Genomic DNA, 19,669 nt, shown 5'->3' on the forward strand with positions numbered 1-19,669 from the left:
AATTTGATAGTATAATGAGGAAAGTTGGCGTCTATTTGAATAAAGAGAACTTTATGCGCCAGCTTGGCGTCGTACTAAATGGATGCACACAAATGATCTGACATGGAATGCAGGCCGGATGGAATTCCGCCTTTTTTTCATGCCCTCGGGCAATGCCGATTCCATAGTCGATCTCTTTCGGAGGCTCATACATGAAAAGAAAAGATTATAAGAAAATGAAGAAGCGGTCATCCAAAAGCCGCTTGTTCATTAAAATCGGGTTGCTGACCGCTTTGTCCGGACTGCTTGTCGTAGCGGCCTACGCCCTTTCGCTGCAGCAGAAAGCGCAACAAGCGGTGGAGAAGGCATATGAAGCTGTGCCGGATACACCGAAGTCCGAAGTGCGGGCGGAAGCGAAAGTCGAGCCCGCCCATGATAATGTCTCCATCCTTCTGATCGGGGTGGATGATAGTGAAGCGCGCATGCAAGGCGATGATAACAGCCGCTCGGATGCATTGCTCGTCGCGACTTTCAACCCCGATAAGAAATCGGTGAAGCTTTTAAGCATTCCGCGTGATTCGTATGTCTATATACCGAAAGTCGGCTACAAGGATAAAATCACACATGCACACGCATACGGCGGCACGCACGCTGCAATCGAGACAGTGGAAGAGATGCTTGATATTCCGATCGATTACTATATGAAGATGAATTTCAATGCGTTCATCGAAATCGTCGATGCGCTCGGCGGCATTGAAGTCGAAGTGCCGTATGATCGGATCGAGAAGGATGAGAACGATAAAAACGCCATCAAGCTCGTAAAAGGGATTCACAGACTTGATGGAAGACACGCCCTTGCGCTTGCCCGGACCCGTAAGATGGACAGCGATATCGAACGCGGCAAACGCCAGCAGATGATCATCAAAGCCATCTTGAAAGAAGCGGCATCCTTCAAATCCGTTACAAAATACGGTGATGTCATCGAAGCGGTCGGCAACAATATGAAAACGAACATGACATATGATGAAATGACCTCGTTCATTGAATACGCAAAAGGCGGCATGCCTGAAGTCGACACACTGTCGATCAGAGGATATGACGACTGGTCGACCGGCATTTATTATTACAAGCTGGACGACAGAGACCTTGAAAATGTACAACAGATCCTGAAATCAAGCCTCGGCCTGATCCCTGATTCATCCAGCCTGACGGACAGCAGCACGAAACATGTCACAGGAACAGCAGATGAAGCTGAAGAGAGCACGTTCTCTCAGTAATAGGATAAGCCGCTCCCCAATAAATCGGGAGCGGCTCTTTTATATACACAAAACACCGGCAATGAGAAGATTACCTTCCCATTGCCGGTGTTTCTGTCATAATTATTTGCCGATCATCCTGACAAGATTGAGGATCGGTCTGTAATTCGTGCCCGCGAGGCCGATGATTTCGACGAACAGCTCGATGGCAAGCAGCATGACGCCGATGAGGACAATCGCTCCCCAGACGGTCGCTTGCGAAAATAGCACGGCAGCGACACCGAACAGAATAGCTAGTCCATAGATGATCAGAACCGTCTGCCTGTGTGAAAACCCTGCCCGCAGCAAGCAGTGATGCAAGTGCGATTTATCCGGTGCTGTGATGGATTGCTTCATCCGGACGCGGCGGACAATCGCGAAGAATGTATCGGAAATCGGAACGCCGAGAATGATAATCGGGATGACGAGCGATACGACAGCGATATTCTTGAAACCGAGCATGGCAAGCACCGCGATCATATAGCCTAAAAACAGCGATCCGGTATCACCCATGAAAATTTTCGCCGGGTGGAAGTTGAAGAATAGGAATCCAAGGGAACTTGCAGCAAGGATTGCAGCAATCGCAATAACGTACACATTGCCCATGAGCGCAGCCATGACCGTCATCGAGATGAGGGCGATTGTCGAAACGCCCGCAGCAAGACCGTCCAGTCCGTCAATCAGATTGATGGCATTCGTGATGCCGATGATCCAGATGATTGTGATCGGTATGCTGAGATAACCGAAGTCAAGCTGGCCGTAAAACGGGATGTTGATGAAATCGATCTGCAGTCCGCCCCACATGACGACGACAAGGGCTGCCGCAATCTGTCCTGCGAATTTCGCTTTTGCGGTGATTTCAAGCATATCGTCAAGGACGCCTGTGATGATGATGATGAAGGCTCCGACGATGATCCCTAGTTCATTGACATGCGCGTCAACCGGGCGCAGTATGAGATAGCCGACCATGAATGCGCCGAAGATGGCAAGCCCGCCGATGCGCGGCATGATTTTCGCATGCACTTTCCGATAGTTCGGGCGGTCAACCGCTCCGATCCTGAATGCGAGTTTGATGACAAGCGGTGTGAGTATGATAGAAGCTGCAAATGCAGCGGCCATAGCAAGGAATAGCATGTCGTTCCTCCCTGAATAACTGTAATATATTTAGCCACGCGTATTATATCATATTTAATGCCGGATGGCACACTTTCCCCGGAATTGACTTGCTGACTAAATCTAGTATACCCCCTTTCTTTTAAAATATCCGCAAGTAGTTTCCTAGTGTCGTTTGAATTGACGACTTAAGGTAGTCTTTTGTTCCGTTGTTTGATAAAATAGTAGCGTATCCTTTCAGAAGGAGCATAGTAAAGGAGCGTCACGCATGCTATCACTATTTAAACGCTCGAATCAGACGAGCGAAAGACAATTGAAGAAATATAGAAAAATCGTCCAACACATAAATAACCTGGAATCAAAATATGACAATTTGTCTGACGAAGAGCTTGCTCATATGACAGAAGTGCTGAAGGACCGTCTTGCAGCGGGCGAAACTGTCCAGCAGATTGTCCCTGATGCATTCGCTGTCGTGCGGGAAGCATCCAAACGGATCCTCGGCATGAGGCATTTCGATGTACAGCTGATTGGCGGCATGGTGCTGACAGAAGGAAATATTGCAGAGATGCCGACGGGTGAAGGTAAGACGCTTGTTGCTTCCCTTCCCTCTTACGTCCGCGCGCTCGAAGGGAAAGGCGTCCACGTCATCACGGTGAACGACTACCTCGCGAAGCGTGACTACGAGCAGATCGGCCAGATCCACCGTTTCCTCGGACTTACAGTCGGCCTCAACGTGCCGATGATGCAAGGCCCGGCAAAGAAAGCTGCCTATGAAGCAGATATCACGTATGGTGTCGGAACGGAATTCGGTTTCGATTACTTACGCGACAATATGGTGCAGCATATTTCCCAGAAAGTGCAGCGTCCTTACCATTTCGCAATTATCGATGAAGTCGACAGCGTCCTGATCGACGAGGCGAAAACGCCGCTCATCGTCGCCGGCAAGATGCAGGCGGATCCGGATCTTCATTCCATTGCAGCATTACTCGCAAAACGCTTCAAAAAAGGCGTCGATTTTGATTTCGATGATGAAACTAAAGCGACGTCCCTTACGGAGACGGGCATCGAGAAGGTCGAGAAGGCATTCGGCATCGACAACTTGTATGACCTCGAGCATCAGACGCTCTACCATTATATGATCCAGGCGGTCCGGGCGCATGTCATCTTCAAGCGGGACGTCGATTATATCGTCAAAGAGGACAAAGTCGAACTCGTCGATATGTTCACAGGCCGTATCATGGAAGGCCGTACGTTATCGGACGGACTCCATCAGGCGATCGAAGCGAAAGAAGGATTGCCGATCACGGATGAGAACAAGGCGCAAGCGCAGATCACGATACAGAACTATTTCCGGATGTACCCGAAACTGTCCGGCATGACCGGCACAGCGAAAACACAGGAGAAGGAATTCCGGGAAGTGTATGGCATGGAAGTCATCCAGATTCCGACCAACCGTCCGCGGGCGCGCATCGATTCGCCGGATAAAGTGTATGAAACCATCGAACAGAAATACGAAGCGGTCGCGAAAGAAGTCGTGAAACGTCATGAAAAAGGACAACCTGTCCTCGTCGGTACGACTTCGATCCTCCAATCTGAAAAAGTGGCCGAAGCTCTCGACCAGCACAAACTCGACTACCGTCTGTTGAACGCAAAAAGCGTCGAGCAGGAAGTCGAATTGATTTCCGAAGCCGGACAGCGCGGACATATTACGGTCGCTACCAACATGGCAGGCCGCGGAACAGACATCATGCTTGGCGAAGACGTCCATGAGCTTGGCGGGCTGTTTGTCCTCGGAACGGAGAAGCATGAAAGCCGCCGCGTCGACAACCAATTGCGCGGACGTTCCGGACGCCAGGGCGACGTCGGTGAAAGCCAGTTCTTCCTGTCTCTCGAAGATGATATGTTCAAGCGGTTCGCGAAGGACGATCTCGAGAAGTTCCAGAAAAAAGTGCGAGCCGATGAAACCGGCCTTGTCCAGAACCCTGAAGTGAATGAACTGACGGAACGGACGCAGCGCATTGTCGAAGGCGCCCACTTCTCGATGCGTGAATACAACCTGAAGCTCGATGATGTCATCAACGACCAGCGCGGCGTCCTCTATTCGCTCCGTGATAAGGTGCTCGAGCAGGATGCACTGTTCGATATGCTGAAGACGATGGTGTCAGAAGCAGTCGAGTTCGTCGTGTACGACAGCTGCCCTGAAAACGAGACGCCGGATCAGTGGGATTATGACCGGATCGAACAGACGATGAACGGCCTGCTGCTCTACCCTGTCACGCTTGACCGCTCGTATGAACGCGTCCAGGATATCATGAAAGCGTACAAGGAACCGGTGGACGAGCTATTCGCATACCTTGACCTGTTCGCTGAGAATGAACAAGTACAGCAGATCATCCCGCAAGTGATGCTCAGCCATATCGATACGATGTGGGTGAAACACTTGGATGTCATGTCTCGTCTGAAGGAAGGGATCGGTCTCCGGTCATATGGCCAGGAAGATCCGATGCGTATTTATCAGCGTGAAGGCTTGCAGTTGTTCGCGAAGCATTATCAGAAACTGCGCCGCAACATCGCTTCCGAAGTCATCGGCTTCATGAAGCTCATTTCCCAACAACAGGAGGCCCAATCGATATGAAACTCTTTTCCTTATTCAAAAAGACAGATAAGACCGGATCGGAAAGCACGGTTGATTCCAATGAAATCCTAGAAGGGTCCGGCGCAGCCGGCGGCACGGAGGATGTCGAAACTGCGCTCTCCCTTCATCCTGAATGGTCGCTTTCGCAGGAGCAGGAATACGTCTTCCGCTTCCTTTCGAACGAACTCGAACCGCTCAAGCCGAACCAGATTTCACTCTCCGGCATCGACATCGACGTCGAACCGGCGAACGGCAGCTGGCTCGTCAAAGCGTTTTTCCGCTCGTCGCTTGACCAGACGATCTCCGTCGGTTCGGTTGAGCTCATGCTTCTCGACGCGGAAGGCAAAACGGCCGCTTCCCAGGAATTCGACCTCGGGGAGCTTGGCGACATGCCTGGCCGCAGTGCACGTCCATGGGTATTCGTCTTCACGAAAGACAATATCCTAGTCGAAGAACCGCCGGCAGAAGGCTGGAAATTGGCGTTCAACGTCCAGTCCATGGTTCCGCATAAGATTGAATTCGAACAAGCTTGGGAAGAAGGCCTGCCCCAGGAGCAGAAGGACGCCCTCGCAAAAGTCGTCGAAGGCATGCCGAAGCTCAAGCCGCGTGAAGTGAATTTCGCAGGCTTCCAAGTGAAGGAACAGGAAGACGGCAGCATCGCCGCATCCGTCTTCATCCGCAACGGCCACTCGAAGCAGATCAACATCGAAAAGCTCCCGCTTGAACTTGTAGATGCGACTGGCGAAGTCGTCGCAAGCGGCTCGTTCACACTCGCTCCTCTTTCCGTAAAGGCGAACACAACGAAGCCGTGGACATTCATCTATCCGAAGGACATGGTCCGCAAAGAGAATCCGGACTTCTCCCGCTGGACTATCCGTGTTCCACAATAAAACAGCAAACAAAACGCCACACTGCCTGGATCCGGCCGTGTGGCGTTTTTGCGTTAGAAAAAAGTCCTTCCTGGCTGAATCAAAAGCAAAAGCGGCCCCTCTGTATAACAGGAGCCGCTTCTCATCTTCTATCTTATTTAGCTGCAATAGTAGTCACATTTGAAATGCGTTTCGCACCGACATATCGTTTTCCCCAGTAATACGGGTCATTCAGCGCGTCTACCCGGACACCTTTGGAAGTGGAAGCATGAGTGAATTTACCGTCACCGACGTAGATTCCAACATGGGATACCCCTTTGCCTGTCGTATTGAAAAATACGAGATCGCCTTCCTCCAGGTCATCCTTAGCAACGGAGCTTCCGGAAGCGTACATGCCGGATGCCGTGCGCGCTAGGTTGATGTCGTGCTGTTTGAAAACATAACCGACAAAGCCGGAACAGTCGAACCCTGCTGTTGTCGTACCGCCGTATACATATTTCGTCCCTTTCAAACTGAAGGCCGTTTCCAGTATATCGGCTGATTTGGATGACGCTTCAGCTTGACCCATGAAAGGCGCAACAAATAAGAGTAGTGCCATTGCAATGACCGCCAAAGGCTTTTGCATGCGTGTTAGTATTCTCATATTGTCCCCCGTGTTCTATTTGTCTGAATAAATCATCTACAAACACTTTATCATGCATTTCACCCTCTAAACATTACAGTTATGTAACAAGGCAATGACAAAAATATAACCTTCTGATATGTATTTCTACCTAAAAAAAGACCGCACTCCAAAAGGAATGCGGTCTCTTCACGTTCTATCAGATTTTCAGGTCTGTAATAATTGTAACATTGTCGTGTGTATGCAAATGGGTAATCGGCCATTCTGCATCCACTCCGCCCTCTTTCAGCTTTTCAAGCGCCGGACGCTTCTTTTCTCCGAAGGCGAGCAGGATCAGCTTTTTCGCATGAAGGATGGAGGCGATCCCCATTGTCAAAGCCGTTTCCGGAATTTTATCATCGTTCTCGAAGTATTGGCTGTTGACGCCAAGTGTCGAATCGGTCAATTGTGCGACATGCGTCACAGAGTTTGCAGGCGTGCCGGGTTCATTGAAGGCGATATGGCCGTTCTCCCCGACGCCGAGCAATTGGACGTCCAATCCTTTTTCATCCAAGGCTGCTTCGTATCGCTTGCACTCCTCTTCGAGATCCTCCGCCATGCCATTCGGGATATTCGTTTCCTTGAACGGTTTATTGGAGAATAGGTGTTCATTCATGAAATAGGCATAGCTGTTCGGATTGGAAGCTGTGAGGCCGACATACTCATCCAGATTGAACGTCGTGACGTCAGAGAAGTCCAATTCTGATTCGGACCAGCGCTTATATACCGGGATCATCGTGCTGCCTGTAGCAAGACCGAGCACATGCAGCCGTCCCGCATCCAGTTCCTCTTTGATCTGTCCGTATACTTGCTCTGCCCCTTCTTCCTGGCTATCTACTTGGACCCAATTTATTTCGCTCATTGTATCTACCGTCTTTCCTATGGATTTTTTACGCTTTCTCATTGTAAATTCCCGGGAATGCCCGGTCAATGGGGAAGACAGCGCGTTTTCTGCGCTTGATTGCTGCCTGACCATTTTTCTTTTCCCGCGCTCCCCTAATTAAAACATATTCAACTATGTCAAAATTTCGAAGTGCGTTTGAATAAAGTGTGAACAAAGACTCCATTACTTGTTTCATAGGGAAATCCCTGATTCTCATTTTTTCGTGCTCGATTATGATAAAAGTAACAAAACGAAACAACACCTTGGAGGTGAGCTTATGACAAAGTTGAAAAACCAAGAAGTGAAACGGACAGCGGCTCCTCACGACAGAGGACAGCAGGATGCCTCCCATAACCAGGAGATGAACCTGAAAGGCACCTTCATCGCGGTCATGCTGCTCGGCGTTTTCATTCTTGCTACATGGTTCGGCTGCTATTATTTATTCATTTCAAGATAGGATTACCCGTCAGGAGGGAAAACAATGCATTTGCATAAATTTGAAAAAATATGGCTGGCGTTCGGAATGGCATCTCTCGTACTCTTCCTCGTCATCATCGGATTCGCGGCTTTTTGGAAAGGTACGCATCCGCAAAGTCATATTGAAACGATCGATCCGAATCATGTCGAAGCGAACGAAGCGTTCCAGCCGGAGAATCTCGGCCTTCGCGAAGTCGCCGATGGCAAATATACAGTGAATATTGTCGCATCCGCGTTCAACTACGATTTCGGCAGCGATGAAAAAGGGACACCGGTGAAACATATCCGAATCCCGAAAGGCTCGACCGTCTTATTCCAGATCACTTCTAAGGACGTCGTTCACGGTTTCCAAGTTGCAGGGACGAATGTCAATATGATGGTGGAACCTGGACACGTCAGCCGGCTTGAAGTGGAAATGAAAAACCCTGGTGAGTTCACCGTCGTCTGCAATGAATATTGCGGAATCGGCCACCATCAGATGTTCGGCACTGTGGAGGTGTATGAATGATGAAACAGCTATCCATCCCGAAACGCGACGCCCGTCTCTATATGGCGTTCATGTATGTCACCTTCACAGCGCTGCTCGTCGGCGGACTGATGGGACTGCTCCAGACTCTCGCAAGATCCGGCAAGTTCACGCTGCCTTTCGGAATTAATTACTATACGATCCTTACTGTTCATGGCGTCATTCTCGGCCTGGTGCTCACAACATTCTTCATCGTCGGATTCCAATTCGCCTTGCTCGGCAAAACAGTCGGCTTGTCGGATCAGCAGCGCAAAGCGGGCTGGTGGGCATTCTGGACAATGCTCGTCGGTACTGTCATGGCGGCTGTCACCATTTTGGTCGGTGAAGCGAACGTACTCTACACATTCTATGCACCGCTTCGCGCCCATCCCGCGTTCTACATCGGTTTGGCACTCGTCATCATCGGCAGCTGGGTCGCCGCTTTCACGAACTTCCGCCAGCTGTACGTATGGAAGAAAGCGCATAAAGGCGAAAAATCTCCGTTGCTCGCGTTCATGGTCGTCATCAATATGGCGATGTGGGTCATCGCGTCTCTCGGCGTCGCCATCTCGGTTGTGATCCAGTTCATCCCGTGGTCGCTCGGCTACGCGGCAACGATCAACGTCCTGCTCAGCCGTACGCTGTTCTGGTACTTCGGTCACCCGCTCGTCTATTTCTGGCTGCTCCCTGCCTATATGGCATGGTATGCGATCATCCCGAAAATCATCGGTGGAAAATTGTTCAGTGATTCACTCGCAAGACTTTCGTTCATCCTGTTGCTCATGTTCTCGATTCCGGTCGGTTTCCACCACCAATTGACAGAACCGGGCATCGATCCGACATGGAAATTTATCCAAGTCGTCTTGACAATGATGGTCGTCATCCCGACACTCATGACTGCCTTCTCGATTTTCGCGACATTTGAAACAACCGGCCGCCGCAAAGGCTACAAAACCCTATTCGGCTGGTTCAAGCATCTCCCTTGGAAAGATGTCCGTTTCCTTGCACCGTTCATCGGCATGGTCGCGTTCATCCCTGGCGGAGCGGGCGGTATCGTCAACGCTTCCCACCAAATGAACTCGCTCATCCATAACACGATCTGGGTAACTGGCCACTTCCATTTAACAATTGCAACAACTGTCATCTTGACATATTTCGGTATCGCCTATTGGCTCGTACCCCATTTGACAGGCCGCCGCCTGACTCCGAAATTGAATAAACTCGGCATCATCCAGACAATCATCTGGACAGTCGGCATGACAATCATGTCGTCCGCGATGCATATCCAAGGCCTGCTCGGCGGGCCGCGCCGCTCGAACTTCTCGAACTATGCGGGCGGAGAGCAAGTGCAAACATGGATCGGCTATCAGCTTGCACAGGCGATCGGCGGAACGATTCTCTTCGTCGGCATCGTGCTCATGATCTACATCTTCATCCAGCTAGCCTTCTTCGCGCCAAAAGGTGTCCAGGAATTCCCGATCGCCGAGGAAGAAGAGGATGCGGAAAAGACACCGAAAGTTTTGGAGAACTGGTATTTATGGGTCGGCATCACATGTGCGCTCATCCTGTTCGCGTACACCATCCCGGTCTTCGACATATTGAAACATTCACCGCCCGGATCGTCGCCATTCGACTGGCCGATCGGCAGAGGCTGATCTTAGCAGGCAAGAGCATTCCACTCTTGCCTGTTTTTTGTCGTCAGCGGACGTTTTTGTTGCCGCCGCACTGCGGACGCGGCTCGCTTTGCCGGGCGGATTGCTTACTTCAGAGGGCATGTTGCTTACTTTTGCGCATGAGTTGCTTGGTTAGCGCAGTTGATTGCTTACTGTACTGGACAGGTTGCTTACTTCAGGAGGCGGATTGCTTACTTTTGCGCATGAGTTGCTTCATTCGCGTCGCGGTTGCTTTGTGAACGGGCTGATTACTTTCACAGCGGTGCTGCTTTGTCTTCGTCGCTATTGCTTACTTAAGAGGACATGCTGCTTACTTCTGCACCGGGATTGCTTCGTTCGCGCCGTTGTTGCTTGCTTTAGAAGGCATGTTGCTCACTTCACCACCCGGATTGCTTACTTTCACAAAGAGATTGCTTCATTTACCCCAACTCCAACTAATCTCCACGGCGGAATGCTTTATTCCAATCAAAAAAGCCGTCCCGCAAAGGACAGCTTCCTTGATATCAATAAGCGGCGGCCGTGATGATCGGCAGGATCGGCAGGCTTCCTGGCGCGCACGATGCGAGCAGGCCGTCGATTTCGGCGGCAGGCACGGGCCGGCTGAAGTAGTAGCCTTGCGCAGCATTGCATCCATACAATTTCAGCTGCTCCCACTGCTCCGCTGTTTCCACGCCCTCCGCGAGCGGATCGAGTTTCAGCAGGCGCGCCAGATGGATGATCGTTTGCACAATCGCATCGCCTTTCGAGTCGTCTCCGATTTCGTTGATGAACTGCCGGTCGATTTTGATTTCCTGGACGGTGAACTGCTTCAAGTAGCTGAAGGCCGAATAGCCTTTCCCGAAATCGTCGATGGAGATGACAAAGCCGAGATCCCGCAGGACGGAAATCCGCTTCTCCACGACCATCGGATTTTCGAGGGCGACGTTCTCCGTGATTTCCAGTTTCACATGGTGCGCGAAGATTCCGCTGCCATCCACACATTTTTGCAGATAAAACGGGAAGTTCGGCTGCAGGAAATGGCGCGGCGATAAGTTGACCGACACGGTGAGATCCTCGCATCCCGCATGGTGCCATACCGCCAGCTGCCGCGTCGCCTCTTGGATGACCCATTCCCCGAGCGGGATGATCAGCCCGGTCGATTCCGCAAGGTCGATGAAATCCCCCGGATAAATCAGCCCTCGTTCCGGATGCCGCCATCTGATGAGCGCCTCAAAGCCTGTCAAGCGCCCCTCCCTGTCCACCTGAGGCTGATAATGTAATAGGAATTCCCGGTTCTCCAGCCCTTTACGCAAGTTCATTTCCGAAAAGAGCGCTTCTTTCATCTCATTGTGCATCCGCTTGTCATATAGGCTGCGCACCCGCCGTTTCATCTTCCTCCTTCCAGACTGCAGCGCAAGCATGGACGTTTGGATGCCCTCATGCACATCAAGTGCAAGGTCAGGGTACATGGAGACACCGTAGCTGAACGTCAAATGCACTTCCTGGCCATGTATATAGACCGGCCTTCTCAATTCATTGCCGATCAGCTCCATTCTGCGAACAATCATTTCCTCGTCCGTATCGCCGTCATACGGGGAGTAGATCAGGAAATGGTCAAACGCGATCCGTGCCGTGACAGCGGGTTCAGGGAATACCGTAAGCAGCCGTTCACCCGTCAGCCGGATGAGCTGAGATGCAATATCGGGGCCGAGAACACTCTGAATCTCGTCAAACTGGTCGAGTACCATATAGATGAATAAACCGCGCTGCCCCTTTTCCAGTTTCTGCAGCTTGCCGCTTACTTGTTCCATGAACGAATACTCATTATGAAGCCCGGTCAATAGGTCGGTATACGCCAGCCTGCGCACATAGTCTTCCATTTCCATGCGCTGCATCCTGTCGAAAATGAAGGACACCATGTCTGCAATTGACGCGACGAGCACTTTATCCAAGGAAGTCCAAGTCCGCTCTTTCGTCGTTTCGCAGCAAAGGACTCCCCCTAACCCGCGGCTTAAAATAATGGTGGCATCCATCAGACCCCAAATACTATTGTCATGATAGTGATACCACTCCTTCAATTCACTTGTAGCAGGGTGATTATGTATATCCTCGATTGCCAGCACACGCTCCTGTTCGATCGCCCGGAAATAGGACGGGTAGCGATCACGGGTAATCTCGTTTCCCGAATAATGATAAGATTGGTCTCCGTTATATACATTCTGTGCTGTCATTTTATTGCTTTCCTCATCAAACAGCCAAATACTCACCCGTTCACAATCCATGATGGATGCAATTCCCCTGCACACATCCTCCAGCACTTCCTTCATCGAATGACGTGAGATCTGCAGTTCCTTCGCATGGGAAAATATCTTTTTCTGCTGGCGGTACAATTCCTGTAAAGCCTCGATTCCCTCTGTTGTCAATCGCTCCAAATCATCGCCTCCTTTCAAGCTGGATAGTCCTATGGATAATATCGGCGCAATAGTAGTTTTCTACATATAGCATGTAAAGAAAATTCAGTAGGAAATAAAGCATTGCCCCAACCGCCCGGCCTTCCATGCTATAATGAATGGGAATTCATTTTTTTGAAACAGGAGGATGGGAATATGGATATTCACGCGATGGGGATGGATGAGATCTGGACTGTGATCGAGGAGCGGATGAACGCGAACCCTGAGCCATTCGGGCAAATGGACGTTCTTTATTCGTTCGACCTGAAAGGGGACGACGGCGGTGCGTTTGCCCTTCAATTGAAAGACGGTGCTACGACAGCCATAACGGGAGAGACCTCCAAAGAAGCGGATTGCAATCTGTCGATGAGCGTAAAGGATTTCAAGAAACTGCTTCTTGGCGACCTGAATGCGACTGGGGCGTTCATGATGGGGAAACTCAAGGTCAAAGGGAACATCGGCCTTGCGCTGAAGCTTGAAAACTTGCTGAAATCCTACTCTTTCTGACGCTTCAAGCCTATTATCCTATTGTTTTGTCGACTAGCCGACATTACAATAGAATCATAGGGACTTAGCGAACGGAGGAGTACGATGAAAACCAAAATTTTGTCGTTTGTCGCCGCGGCTGCTTTAGCTGCTGCTTTTACAGCAGGACAGGCAGAGGCCGCAAGCTCGTATGTCGTGAAAAAGGGCGACACGCTATGGAAGATCGCATCATCGCATAAATTGACAGTCGATGAATTAAAAGCGTTGAACCACTTGAAAACGGAAGACATTAAAATTGACCAGAAGCTGATTGTCGGGAAGGAAATCTCCGGGAAACCGACTGGAACAAAGGTCGCTGCGGACAAAGCCGCAAACGTGAAAAGCGTTTCGGTGACAAAAGAGACTTCCGCAACAGCGCTGTTTAAAGCACCAGCACCTCAAGCGGACAAGCAGCCGGCAGCTAAACCGAACGTGCATCCGGCGAAACAGGCGGCAACGACTGCGGCTGCACTTCCGAATAGCTCGCCTTCCATCATGCGGACAGCAGTAGAGATTTCGATGCCGCTTCTTGATACGCCTTATGTATGGGCAGGAGCGACGCCAGACGGATTTGACTGCAGCGGATTCATTTACTATGTCTTCAAGGCAGCCGGCATGGACCTGCCGCGTTACGACACTATCGCCATGTATTCGAACTCTGTCGATGTCACGGAGCCTCTTCCAGGGGATCTCGTGTTTTTCCATAATACATATCGGGATGGCATTTCGCATGCAGGCATATATATCGGTGACGGCAATTTCATCCATGCCGGCACAAAGAAAGTTGAAATCACATCCATCGACAACGTCTATTGGAAGGACAAGTTCGTCGGATACAAACGGTTCAACCAGCTGTCACATGAATAATCAATTAGACCAAGCGACTCATCGGGGCTGCTTGGTCTTTTCATTTTTTCCAAATAGGGGCTTCCTTCTTCCATCAAAATAGATTAGTATAGTCATGTGTCTTTACACTAGTCACACCACAATATATTTTGAATGGAGATAGTAAAATGGTACGTACAAGTATGTGGTCCTTCCGTTTGCCAACAGCCGCCCTCGTTTTGATTCCGGCCGCAGTCGGCATCAATTTCATCGGGAAGTTCTTTATTGAACTGCTCAAATTGCCGCTATGGATCGATTCGATCGGCACCATCCTGTCCAGCATGCTCGCAGGGCCCATTGTCGGCGCGCTTGTCGGGATGATCAACAATGTCATCTATGGATTCACCGCCTCCCCCGTTTCGTTCGTATATGCCATCACGTCAGCCGTCATCGGCATTGCAGCCGGCATCATGGCCTATAAAGGGTGGATCGGGAGTGTAAAAAAAGCGCTGATTCTCGGCTTTGTTGTCGGACTTATTGCCGCAGCCGTCTCGACGCCGCTGAACATCGGCTTCTGGGAAGGCACAACAGGAAATGTCTGGGGAGATGCGTTGTTCGGCGTGATGCTTGCAAAAGGAAGCCCCCTATGGCTGGCCTCTTTTGCAGACAGTATTGTTGTGGACGTTCCTGACAAGATGATCACGGTACTGCTCAGCTACCTCATCTTCAAAAGCCTGCCGAAAAACGTCCTTGCTTTATATGATCAGCGCAACGGGATTGAGCGGCTGTGAGGATGGGCCCGCATGAATAGAATGACGTTGTATGTGGATAAGGAATCGCCGATCCACCGGGTGGATCCGCTGACAAAACTGCTGTTTGTCGCTGTTTCAGTCGCTTCTTCCTATTTGGCGAATTCACTCGTGCCTGTGCTCTGCATCGTTTCTGTCAGCATGGCGCTCTTATGCATAGGACGGGTTTTCAGGCATGCACTTCCACTTATCGGGGTAAGCATTATCCTGATTGCCTCGATTCTGGTCGTTCAGGGACTGTTCCACCCTTCCGGTCAGACTGCCCTCTTTGACATCGGACCTGTCACAATCTACAAAGAGAGCATTTCCATCGCACTCTTGATCGCACTGCGGGTCGTCAATATGATTACATCATTCGCTGTCCTGATTTTGACGACTAAGCCCGATGATCTTGTCGAAGCTCTCATTTCCCAGGGGCTTTCACCAAAGTTCGGCTATATCCTCCTGTCAGTTTTGCAGATCGTTCCGCAGATGAAAATGACGACAGGAAGAATTATGGATAGCCAGCGGGCGCGCGGCCTTGAGACAGACGGGCCGCTCGCAGTCCGCATCAAATCCTTTCTGCCGCTGATCGGTCCGATTGTCTTAAGCTCACTAAATGAAACAAGAGAGCGGTCGATCGCGCTTGAAATCAGGGGATTCAGCGCGGCTGGCAGAAAGACGCGGCTCCGTCAGGCGGTTCCTTATAGGCATGCCGCCGCTTTGAGGGTGCTGCTGTGCGCGGGCCTGCTCTGCGCAATCGCCTGGAGGTTTGCCATATGATCCGTGTTGACGAGTTGACGTATAAATATCCTGAAAGCAGCAAAGCAGCCCTTGATTCCATCTCCTTTTCGGCGCAGCGGGGCGAGCTGATCGGCATCACTGGAAAAAACGGTGCCGGGAAAACGACACTATGCTATGCGCTCTGCGGACTCGTGCCCCATTTTTTCAAAGGGGCTTACGGCGGGCATGTGTTCATCGGGAACAAAGAAGTATTCAAACATGAGATCGCAAGTTTTGCCGGGATAGTCGGCCTCGTTCTGGACCAACCGTTTTCACAAATGACCGGGGCCAAATTCACGGTGTATGAGGAAATCGGTTTTGGACTTGAAAATATGGGGATTCCGCCGAAAGAGATGCATGAGCGCATCCGGGAGAGCATGGAACTTCTCGGCATCACCCATTTGCAAGAGAGGAACCCCTTTTCATTATCAGGCGGTCAGATGCAACGCGTTGCCATTTCAAGTGTGGTCGCGATGAAGCCGGATATCCTGATCCTTGACGAACCGACATCACAGCTGGACCCGGCAAGCACCGAAGAGATCTTCCTTCTCGCACGATCGCTCGTCTCGAAAGGGATGACAGTGATCATAACAGAGCATAAGACCGAGAAACTAGCGGCTTATGCCGACCGGATCCTTCTTCTCGATGAAGGGAAATTGGTGCAGGATGGCTTGCCTGGTGAGATACTAGCACGAAAGGATTTGGAGCACTTCGGAATCGAACCTCCGGATGCAGCTTTTGCCGGCATGCAGCCAGTAGACATTCAGCGGCCGCCCCTTTCGAACCGGACAGCTGCAATCGAACTGGACGCTGTACGGTTCAGCTATCCGTCTTCAAGCGAAGGGCTGAAGGGCATCTCTCTCCGCATGGAAGGCGAGCCTGTCGCTATCGTCGGCGAAAATGGTGCGGGAAAATCGACGCTTATGAAGTTGCTGAAAGGATTGATAAAACCTGGGAGCGGGCGGATCCTGATCAACGGCTCCGATATCTCCCGAACGACGGCCGCCAAGCTGGCCCGGGATATCGGCCTTGTCTTCCAAAATCCAAGCGACCAATTATTCAAAAGCACTGTTCTGGAAGAAGTGATGTTCGGTCCGCTGAATATCGGCTATGACAAGAAGGCGGCAGAGGAAATGGCTCTCCAGGCGCTCCGGCAAGTCGGGCTTGAGCAAACGATTGACGAAAATCCGTATGACCTGAGCTTCGCCAACCGAAAGCTTGTATCCATTGCTTCCGTCGTGGCGATGGATACCGACATCATCCTATTTGACGAACCGATTGCCGGCCTGGATTACCCGGGAAGGAAAAAAGTGCAGCAGCTGATCCGCCGCTTGCACGGTGAAGGGAAATTGGTCGTCTGCATCTTGCATGACATGCGGTTTGTCCAGGAGACATTCGGCCGGACGGTTGTTCTCGCGGCTGGCTCTGTCCTAGTTGACGGGAAGACCGAGGAAGTCTTTCGCAAGCAGGACGTACTTGCGGCAGCAGGCTTAGAACCCCTCCCTTCCGTACAAATATGAAAAAAAGGCATCTGCCAGCTACCGGGCAGATGCCTTCCTTTTTCAACTATCGATCACCGTGCAGAATAGCCTCCGTCAATGACCAGTTCAGCGCCAGAAATATACGAAGCATCTTCTGAAGCTAGGAACATGACCGCTTTCGCGACATCTTCAGGTTGTCCAAGGCGAGCAAGCGGCGTCATCTTGATGAGCATTTCAAGCGTCGCTTTGGAAGATTCGAGGCCTTTTGTCATCGGTGTTTCAATGACTCCCGGGAAAACCGTGTTCACGCGGATGCCAAATTGGCCATACTCTGCTGCCGCTGCGCGGGAAATCGCGCGCACCGATCCTTTGGATGCAGAATATGGATTAAGCCCCATTCCGATCATCGCTGTATAGGAAGAAATATTGACGATGGATCCCTGTTTCGCATCCTTCATATTGGCGAGTGCATGCTTAAGACCGAGGAATGTTCCGAAACCGTTAATATCCGAAAGTTTACGCCAGTCGTCAATGGTGATGGCATCCATCGGTTTCTCCGTAGAAATTCCGGCATTGTTGACAAGTACATCAAGTTTGCCATGTGTACTCATCACTTTTTCCATCGCAGCTGCCCAGTCCTCGTCGCTCGTCACATTCAGACGGACAGAGTCGACTTTGTCATGAGAACCCCACTTTTCAGCAAGCGCCTCCTCGTTGATGTCGGCAGCAATCACATGCGCGCCCTCTTCCTCGAACAACCGTACCATCATTTCGCCCATGCCAGATGCCCCGCCAGTGATAAAGACAACTTTTCCTTCAAATTTCATCATACGACCTCTTCTCATCATTATTTATTGAAAATAATTACATCGTTAACGCTTGTACACTCTCTAGAGTAACCCTATTGCGGCCAGCTATCAATGAACCGCACTACCTGTTAAGTGAGCGCATTGGATAGCTATAATGTCACTAAGCAATCCTTTGTTTTCTGCCTGAACGTTTACATACAATAGAACCGGCTATTTCCACAATCTAAGACTACCTACTCATTAATTGGTGTCTCTAACACATTTATTTAGCTCTCTTGTCTCTTTTTTCAAATTTGAGTATAATATAGTTAGTAGAATTATTCAAATATTACTATAGGAGAAGTGAAATATTTGTTTACAGATGACCGTTTTGCGCAATATAACATGTCAGCCTTCCGGAGAGACCTGATTGCAGGCATTACAGTCGGTATCGTAGCCATTCCACTTGGGATGGCTTTTGCCATTGCCTCCGGCGTAAAGCCGGAATATGGTCTTTATACGACAATCATCGCCGGATTCCTCGTAGCGCTGTTCGGAGGTTCCAAATTCCAGATTGCAGGTCCGACAGGCGCTTTCATTCCAATTTTACTTGCGATTGTTCTCCAGTACGGATATGAGGATCTTCTCCTCGCAGGGATGCTGGCAGGCGTCATTTTACTAGTCATGGGCTTTCTTGGTGTCAGTCATTTGATCCACTTTGTCCCCCGCTCCGTGACGATCGGCTTCACCACCGGGATTGCGGTCATTATTTTCACGGGGCAGTTCGGTAATTTTTTCGGTTTGACGGGTCTCGGCAACCATGAATTTTTCCATGAGAATATGACAAGCGTCGCCAGGCAGTTCCATACGTTGAACTGGTTCAGCATTTTGACTGCCTGCATGGGTCTTGCTGTCATCTTCATTTTGCCGAAAGTCGCGCCGCGGGTTCCTTTGCTGTTAGTCGCCCTTCTCATTCCGACGCTGTTATCCATATTCTTGTATCCGGGCCGCGTCGAGACAATCGGCAGCTCCTTCGGCGGGATTCCGCAGACATTGCCGGGACTGCATTTTCCGGAAATCACTTTCTCCAAACTGGTCACCCTTTGGCAGCCTGCATTGATTATCGCAGCACTCGGCGCAATCGAATCATTATTATCTGCAGTCGTGGCGGATGGTATGCAGGATGGAGGAAAACATAATTCGAAGCGCGAGCTGTTCGGCCAAGGAATCGCTAATATCATCACCCCGCTGTTCGGCGGCATCCCTGCAACAGGGGCAATCGCCAGGACCGCCACTAATATCAGGGCAGGTGCGGTCAGTCCGGTATCCGGCATGGTGCAAAGCCTTTTCGTCCTGGGCTTCCTGCTTCTGTTCGCGCCATACGCTTCCTACATTCCGCTCGCCGCCATGGCGCCGATCCTCATGTATGTCGCATGGAATATGAGTGCGCGCAAAGCCTTTGTCCATATCGCATCTTTACGCACTGGCGACACGATTGTGCTCCTTATGACTTTTTTGCTCACCGTCTTCGTCAATCTGACGGTAGCCGTACAAGTCGGAATCCTGCTTGCCGCTTTATCTTTCTTGAAAAAGATGAGTGGAAAGCTCGACATCAAACAAGGAAAGCTTTCCGAAGTGGAACTGCATCTGTTCGGGGACGATTTGAAACGGGTCATGAAATATGAAATTACCGGCCCTCTCTTTTTCGGTACAGCCAAGGTGTTGGAAGACCGTTCATCATCACTGCTCGAAGGCGCCTCTACCGTCATTATTGATTTTTCCCGATTATCGATGATTGATGCAACGGGCGAAGCAGCCCTCTTCGCCTTGCTTGATGAAGCGGATCGAAAAGGGGTCCGGATCGTAGTGAAACGGCTGCCGAAAGAAAAAACACCTATCTTCAAACGAAGCGGACTCTACGCACGGATTGGAGAAGCAAACTTCTTTATGGAAACGTGAA

Annotated in this window: 18 protein-coding genes; 12 read left to right on the forward strand and 6 right to left on the reverse strand. The window is 50.6% G+C overall.

Annotated features, from left to right (window positions below):
* The first annotated feature begins 191 nt into the window (after window positions 1–191).
* Entirely contained in the window at window positions 192–1,256 is a 1,065-nt protein-coding gene (locus ACZ5FK_RS05930) for an LCP family protein (protein ID WP_464806982.1), read from the forward strand.
* A 102-nt stretch (window positions 1,257–1,358) separates the two neighbouring features.
* Here ACZ5FK_RS05930 and ACZ5FK_RS05935 read toward each other — a convergent pair whose 3' ends face one another.
* A complete protein-coding gene (locus ACZ5FK_RS05935) occupies window positions 1,359–2,408 on the reverse strand; it encodes a glycosyltransferase family 4 protein (protein WP_464806983.1) in 1,050 nt (349 codons plus the stop codon).
* A 247-nt stretch (window positions 2,409–2,655) separates the two neighbouring features.
* Here ACZ5FK_RS05935 and secA2 point away from each other — a divergent pair, with 247 nt between their 5' ends.
* Together secA2 and ACZ5FK_RS05945 are read left to right on the forward strand one after the other, a co-directional pair.
* A complete protein-coding gene (secA2, locus tag ACZ5FK_RS05940) occupies window positions 2,656–5,022 on the forward strand; it encodes an accessory Sec system translocase SecA2 (RefSeq protein WP_464806984.1) in 2,367 nt (788 codons plus the stop codon).
* Window positions 5,019–5,912, forward strand: a complete 894-nt coding sequence (locus tag ACZ5FK_RS05945) for an accessory Sec system S-layer assembly protein (RefSeq protein WP_464806985.1) — start codon at window positions 5,019–5,021, stop codon at window positions 5,910–5,912. Before secA2 ends, ACZ5FK_RS05945 begins: the two co-directional genes overlap by 4 nt.
* A 133-nt stretch (window positions 5,913–6,045) precedes the next feature.
* On the opposite strand, the gene ACZ5FK_RS05950 is transcribed toward ACZ5FK_RS05945, so the two are convergent.
* From ACZ5FK_RS05950 to ACZ5FK_RS05960, 3 genes are all read right to left on the reverse strand, one after another.
* The gene (locus tag ACZ5FK_RS05950; RefSeq protein WP_464806986.1) at window positions 6,046–6,534 is read right to left on the reverse strand and encodes a C40 family peptidase; all 489 of its coding nucleotides are present in this window, start codon (window positions 6,532–6,534) and stop codon (window positions 6,046–6,048) included.
* Between the two features lie 178 nt (window positions 6,535–6,712).
* The gene (locus ACZ5FK_RS05955; protein WP_464806987.1) at window positions 6,713–7,414 is read right to left on the reverse strand and encodes a glucosamine-6-phosphate deaminase; all 702 of its coding nucleotides are present in this window, start codon (window positions 7,412–7,414) and stop codon (window positions 6,713–6,715) included.
* 28 nt (window positions 7,415–7,442) lie between these two features.
* The gene (locus tag ACZ5FK_RS05960) at window positions 7,443–7,631 is read right to left on the reverse strand and encodes a hypothetical protein (RefSeq protein WP_464806988.1); all 189 of its coding nucleotides are present in this window, start codon (window positions 7,629–7,631) and stop codon (window positions 7,443–7,445) included.
* An 81-nt stretch (window positions 7,632–7,712) separates the two neighbouring features.
* On the opposite strand from ACZ5FK_RS05960, the gene ACZ5FK_RS05965 reads away from it, so the two are divergent.
* The 3 genes from ACZ5FK_RS05965 to ACZ5FK_RS05975 are packed head-to-tail and all read left to right on the forward strand — an operon-like array spanning window position 7,713 to window position 10,072.
* Window positions 7,713–7,892 (forward strand): cytochrome c oxidase subunit 2A, encoded by a 180-nt coding sequence (locus ACZ5FK_RS05965; protein WP_464806989.1) that lies wholly within the window; start codon window positions 7,713–7,715, stop codon window positions 7,890–7,892.
* Window positions 7,893–7,916: 24 nt separating this feature from the next.
* Window positions 7,917–8,420 carry a cytochrome c oxidase subunit II gene (locus ACZ5FK_RS05970; protein WP_464806990.1) on the forward strand — a complete coding sequence of 168 codons (504 nt, stop codon included), beginning with the start codon at window positions 7,917–7,919 and terminating at the stop codon, window positions 8,418–8,420.
* Complete coding sequence (locus tag ACZ5FK_RS05975; RefSeq protein ID WP_464806991.1) at window positions 8,417–10,072, forward strand: b(o/a)3-type cytochrome-c oxidase subunit 1; 1,656 nt, start codon at window positions 8,417–8,419, stop codon at window positions 10,070–10,072. The genes ACZ5FK_RS05970 and ACZ5FK_RS05975 overlap by 4 nt, the downstream gene beginning before the upstream one ends.
* Window positions 10,073–10,593: 521 nt before the next feature.
* Here ACZ5FK_RS05975 and ACZ5FK_RS05980 read toward each other — a convergent pair.
* Entirely contained in the window at window positions 10,594–12,501 is a 1,908-nt protein-coding gene (locus tag ACZ5FK_RS05980) for a putative bifunctional diguanylate cyclase/phosphodiesterase (protein WP_464806992.1), read from the reverse strand.
* A 174-nt stretch (window positions 12,502–12,675) separates the two neighbouring features.
* Between ACZ5FK_RS05980 and ACZ5FK_RS05985 the strand changes: the two genes are divergently transcribed.
* The 5 genes from ACZ5FK_RS05985 (at window position 12,676) to ACZ5FK_RS06005 (ending at window position 16,960) form a co-directional block, all read left to right on the forward strand.
* Window positions 12,676–13,026: an SCP2 sterol-binding domain-containing protein gene (locus tag ACZ5FK_RS05985; protein WP_464806993.1), complete on the forward strand. Its 351-nt coding sequence runs from the start codon at window positions 12,676–12,678 to the stop codon at window positions 13,024–13,026.
* Between the two features lie 84 nt (window positions 13,027–13,110).
* Complete coding sequence (locus tag ACZ5FK_RS05990; RefSeq protein WP_464806994.1) at window positions 13,111–13,911, forward strand: NlpC/P60 family protein; 801 nt, start codon at window positions 13,111–13,113, stop codon at window positions 13,909–13,911.
* A gap of 146 nt (window positions 13,912–14,057) precedes the next feature.
* Complete coding sequence (locus ACZ5FK_RS05995) at window positions 14,058–14,660, forward strand: ECF transporter S component (RefSeq protein ID WP_464806995.1); 603 nt, start codon at window positions 14,058–14,060, stop codon at window positions 14,658–14,660.
* Between the two features lie 12 nt (window positions 14,661–14,672).
* Window positions 14,673–15,440, forward strand: a complete 768-nt coding sequence (locus tag ACZ5FK_RS06000; RefSeq protein WP_464806996.1) for an energy-coupling factor transporter transmembrane component T family protein — start codon at window positions 14,673–14,675, stop codon at window positions 15,438–15,440.
* Window positions 15,437–16,960 carry an ABC transporter ATP-binding protein gene (locus ACZ5FK_RS06005; protein WP_464806997.1) on the forward strand — a complete coding sequence of 508 codons (1,524 nt, stop codon included), beginning with the start codon at window positions 15,437–15,439 and terminating at the stop codon, window positions 16,958–16,960. The genes ACZ5FK_RS06000 and ACZ5FK_RS06005 overlap by 4 nt, the downstream gene beginning before the upstream one ends.
* A 53-nt stretch (window positions 16,961–17,013) precedes the next feature.
* Here ACZ5FK_RS06005 and ACZ5FK_RS06010 read toward each other — a convergent pair whose 3' ends face one another.
* A complete protein-coding gene (locus ACZ5FK_RS06010; protein WP_464806998.1) occupies window positions 17,014–17,751 on the reverse strand; it encodes an SDR family NAD(P)-dependent oxidoreductase in 738 nt (245 codons plus the stop codon).
* Window positions 17,752–18,072: 321 nt separating this feature from the next.
* On the opposite strand from ACZ5FK_RS06010, the gene ACZ5FK_RS06015 reads away from it, so the two are divergent.
* Window positions 18,073–19,668 carry a SulP family inorganic anion transporter gene (locus ACZ5FK_RS06015; RefSeq protein ID WP_464806999.1) on the forward strand — a complete coding sequence of 532 codons (1,596 nt, stop codon included), beginning with the start codon at window positions 18,073–18,075 and terminating at the stop codon, window positions 19,666–19,668.
* The last annotated feature ends 1 nt before the right edge of the window (window position 19,669 follow it).

The organism is Sporosarcina sp. GTC18466 (assembly GCF_055389225.1).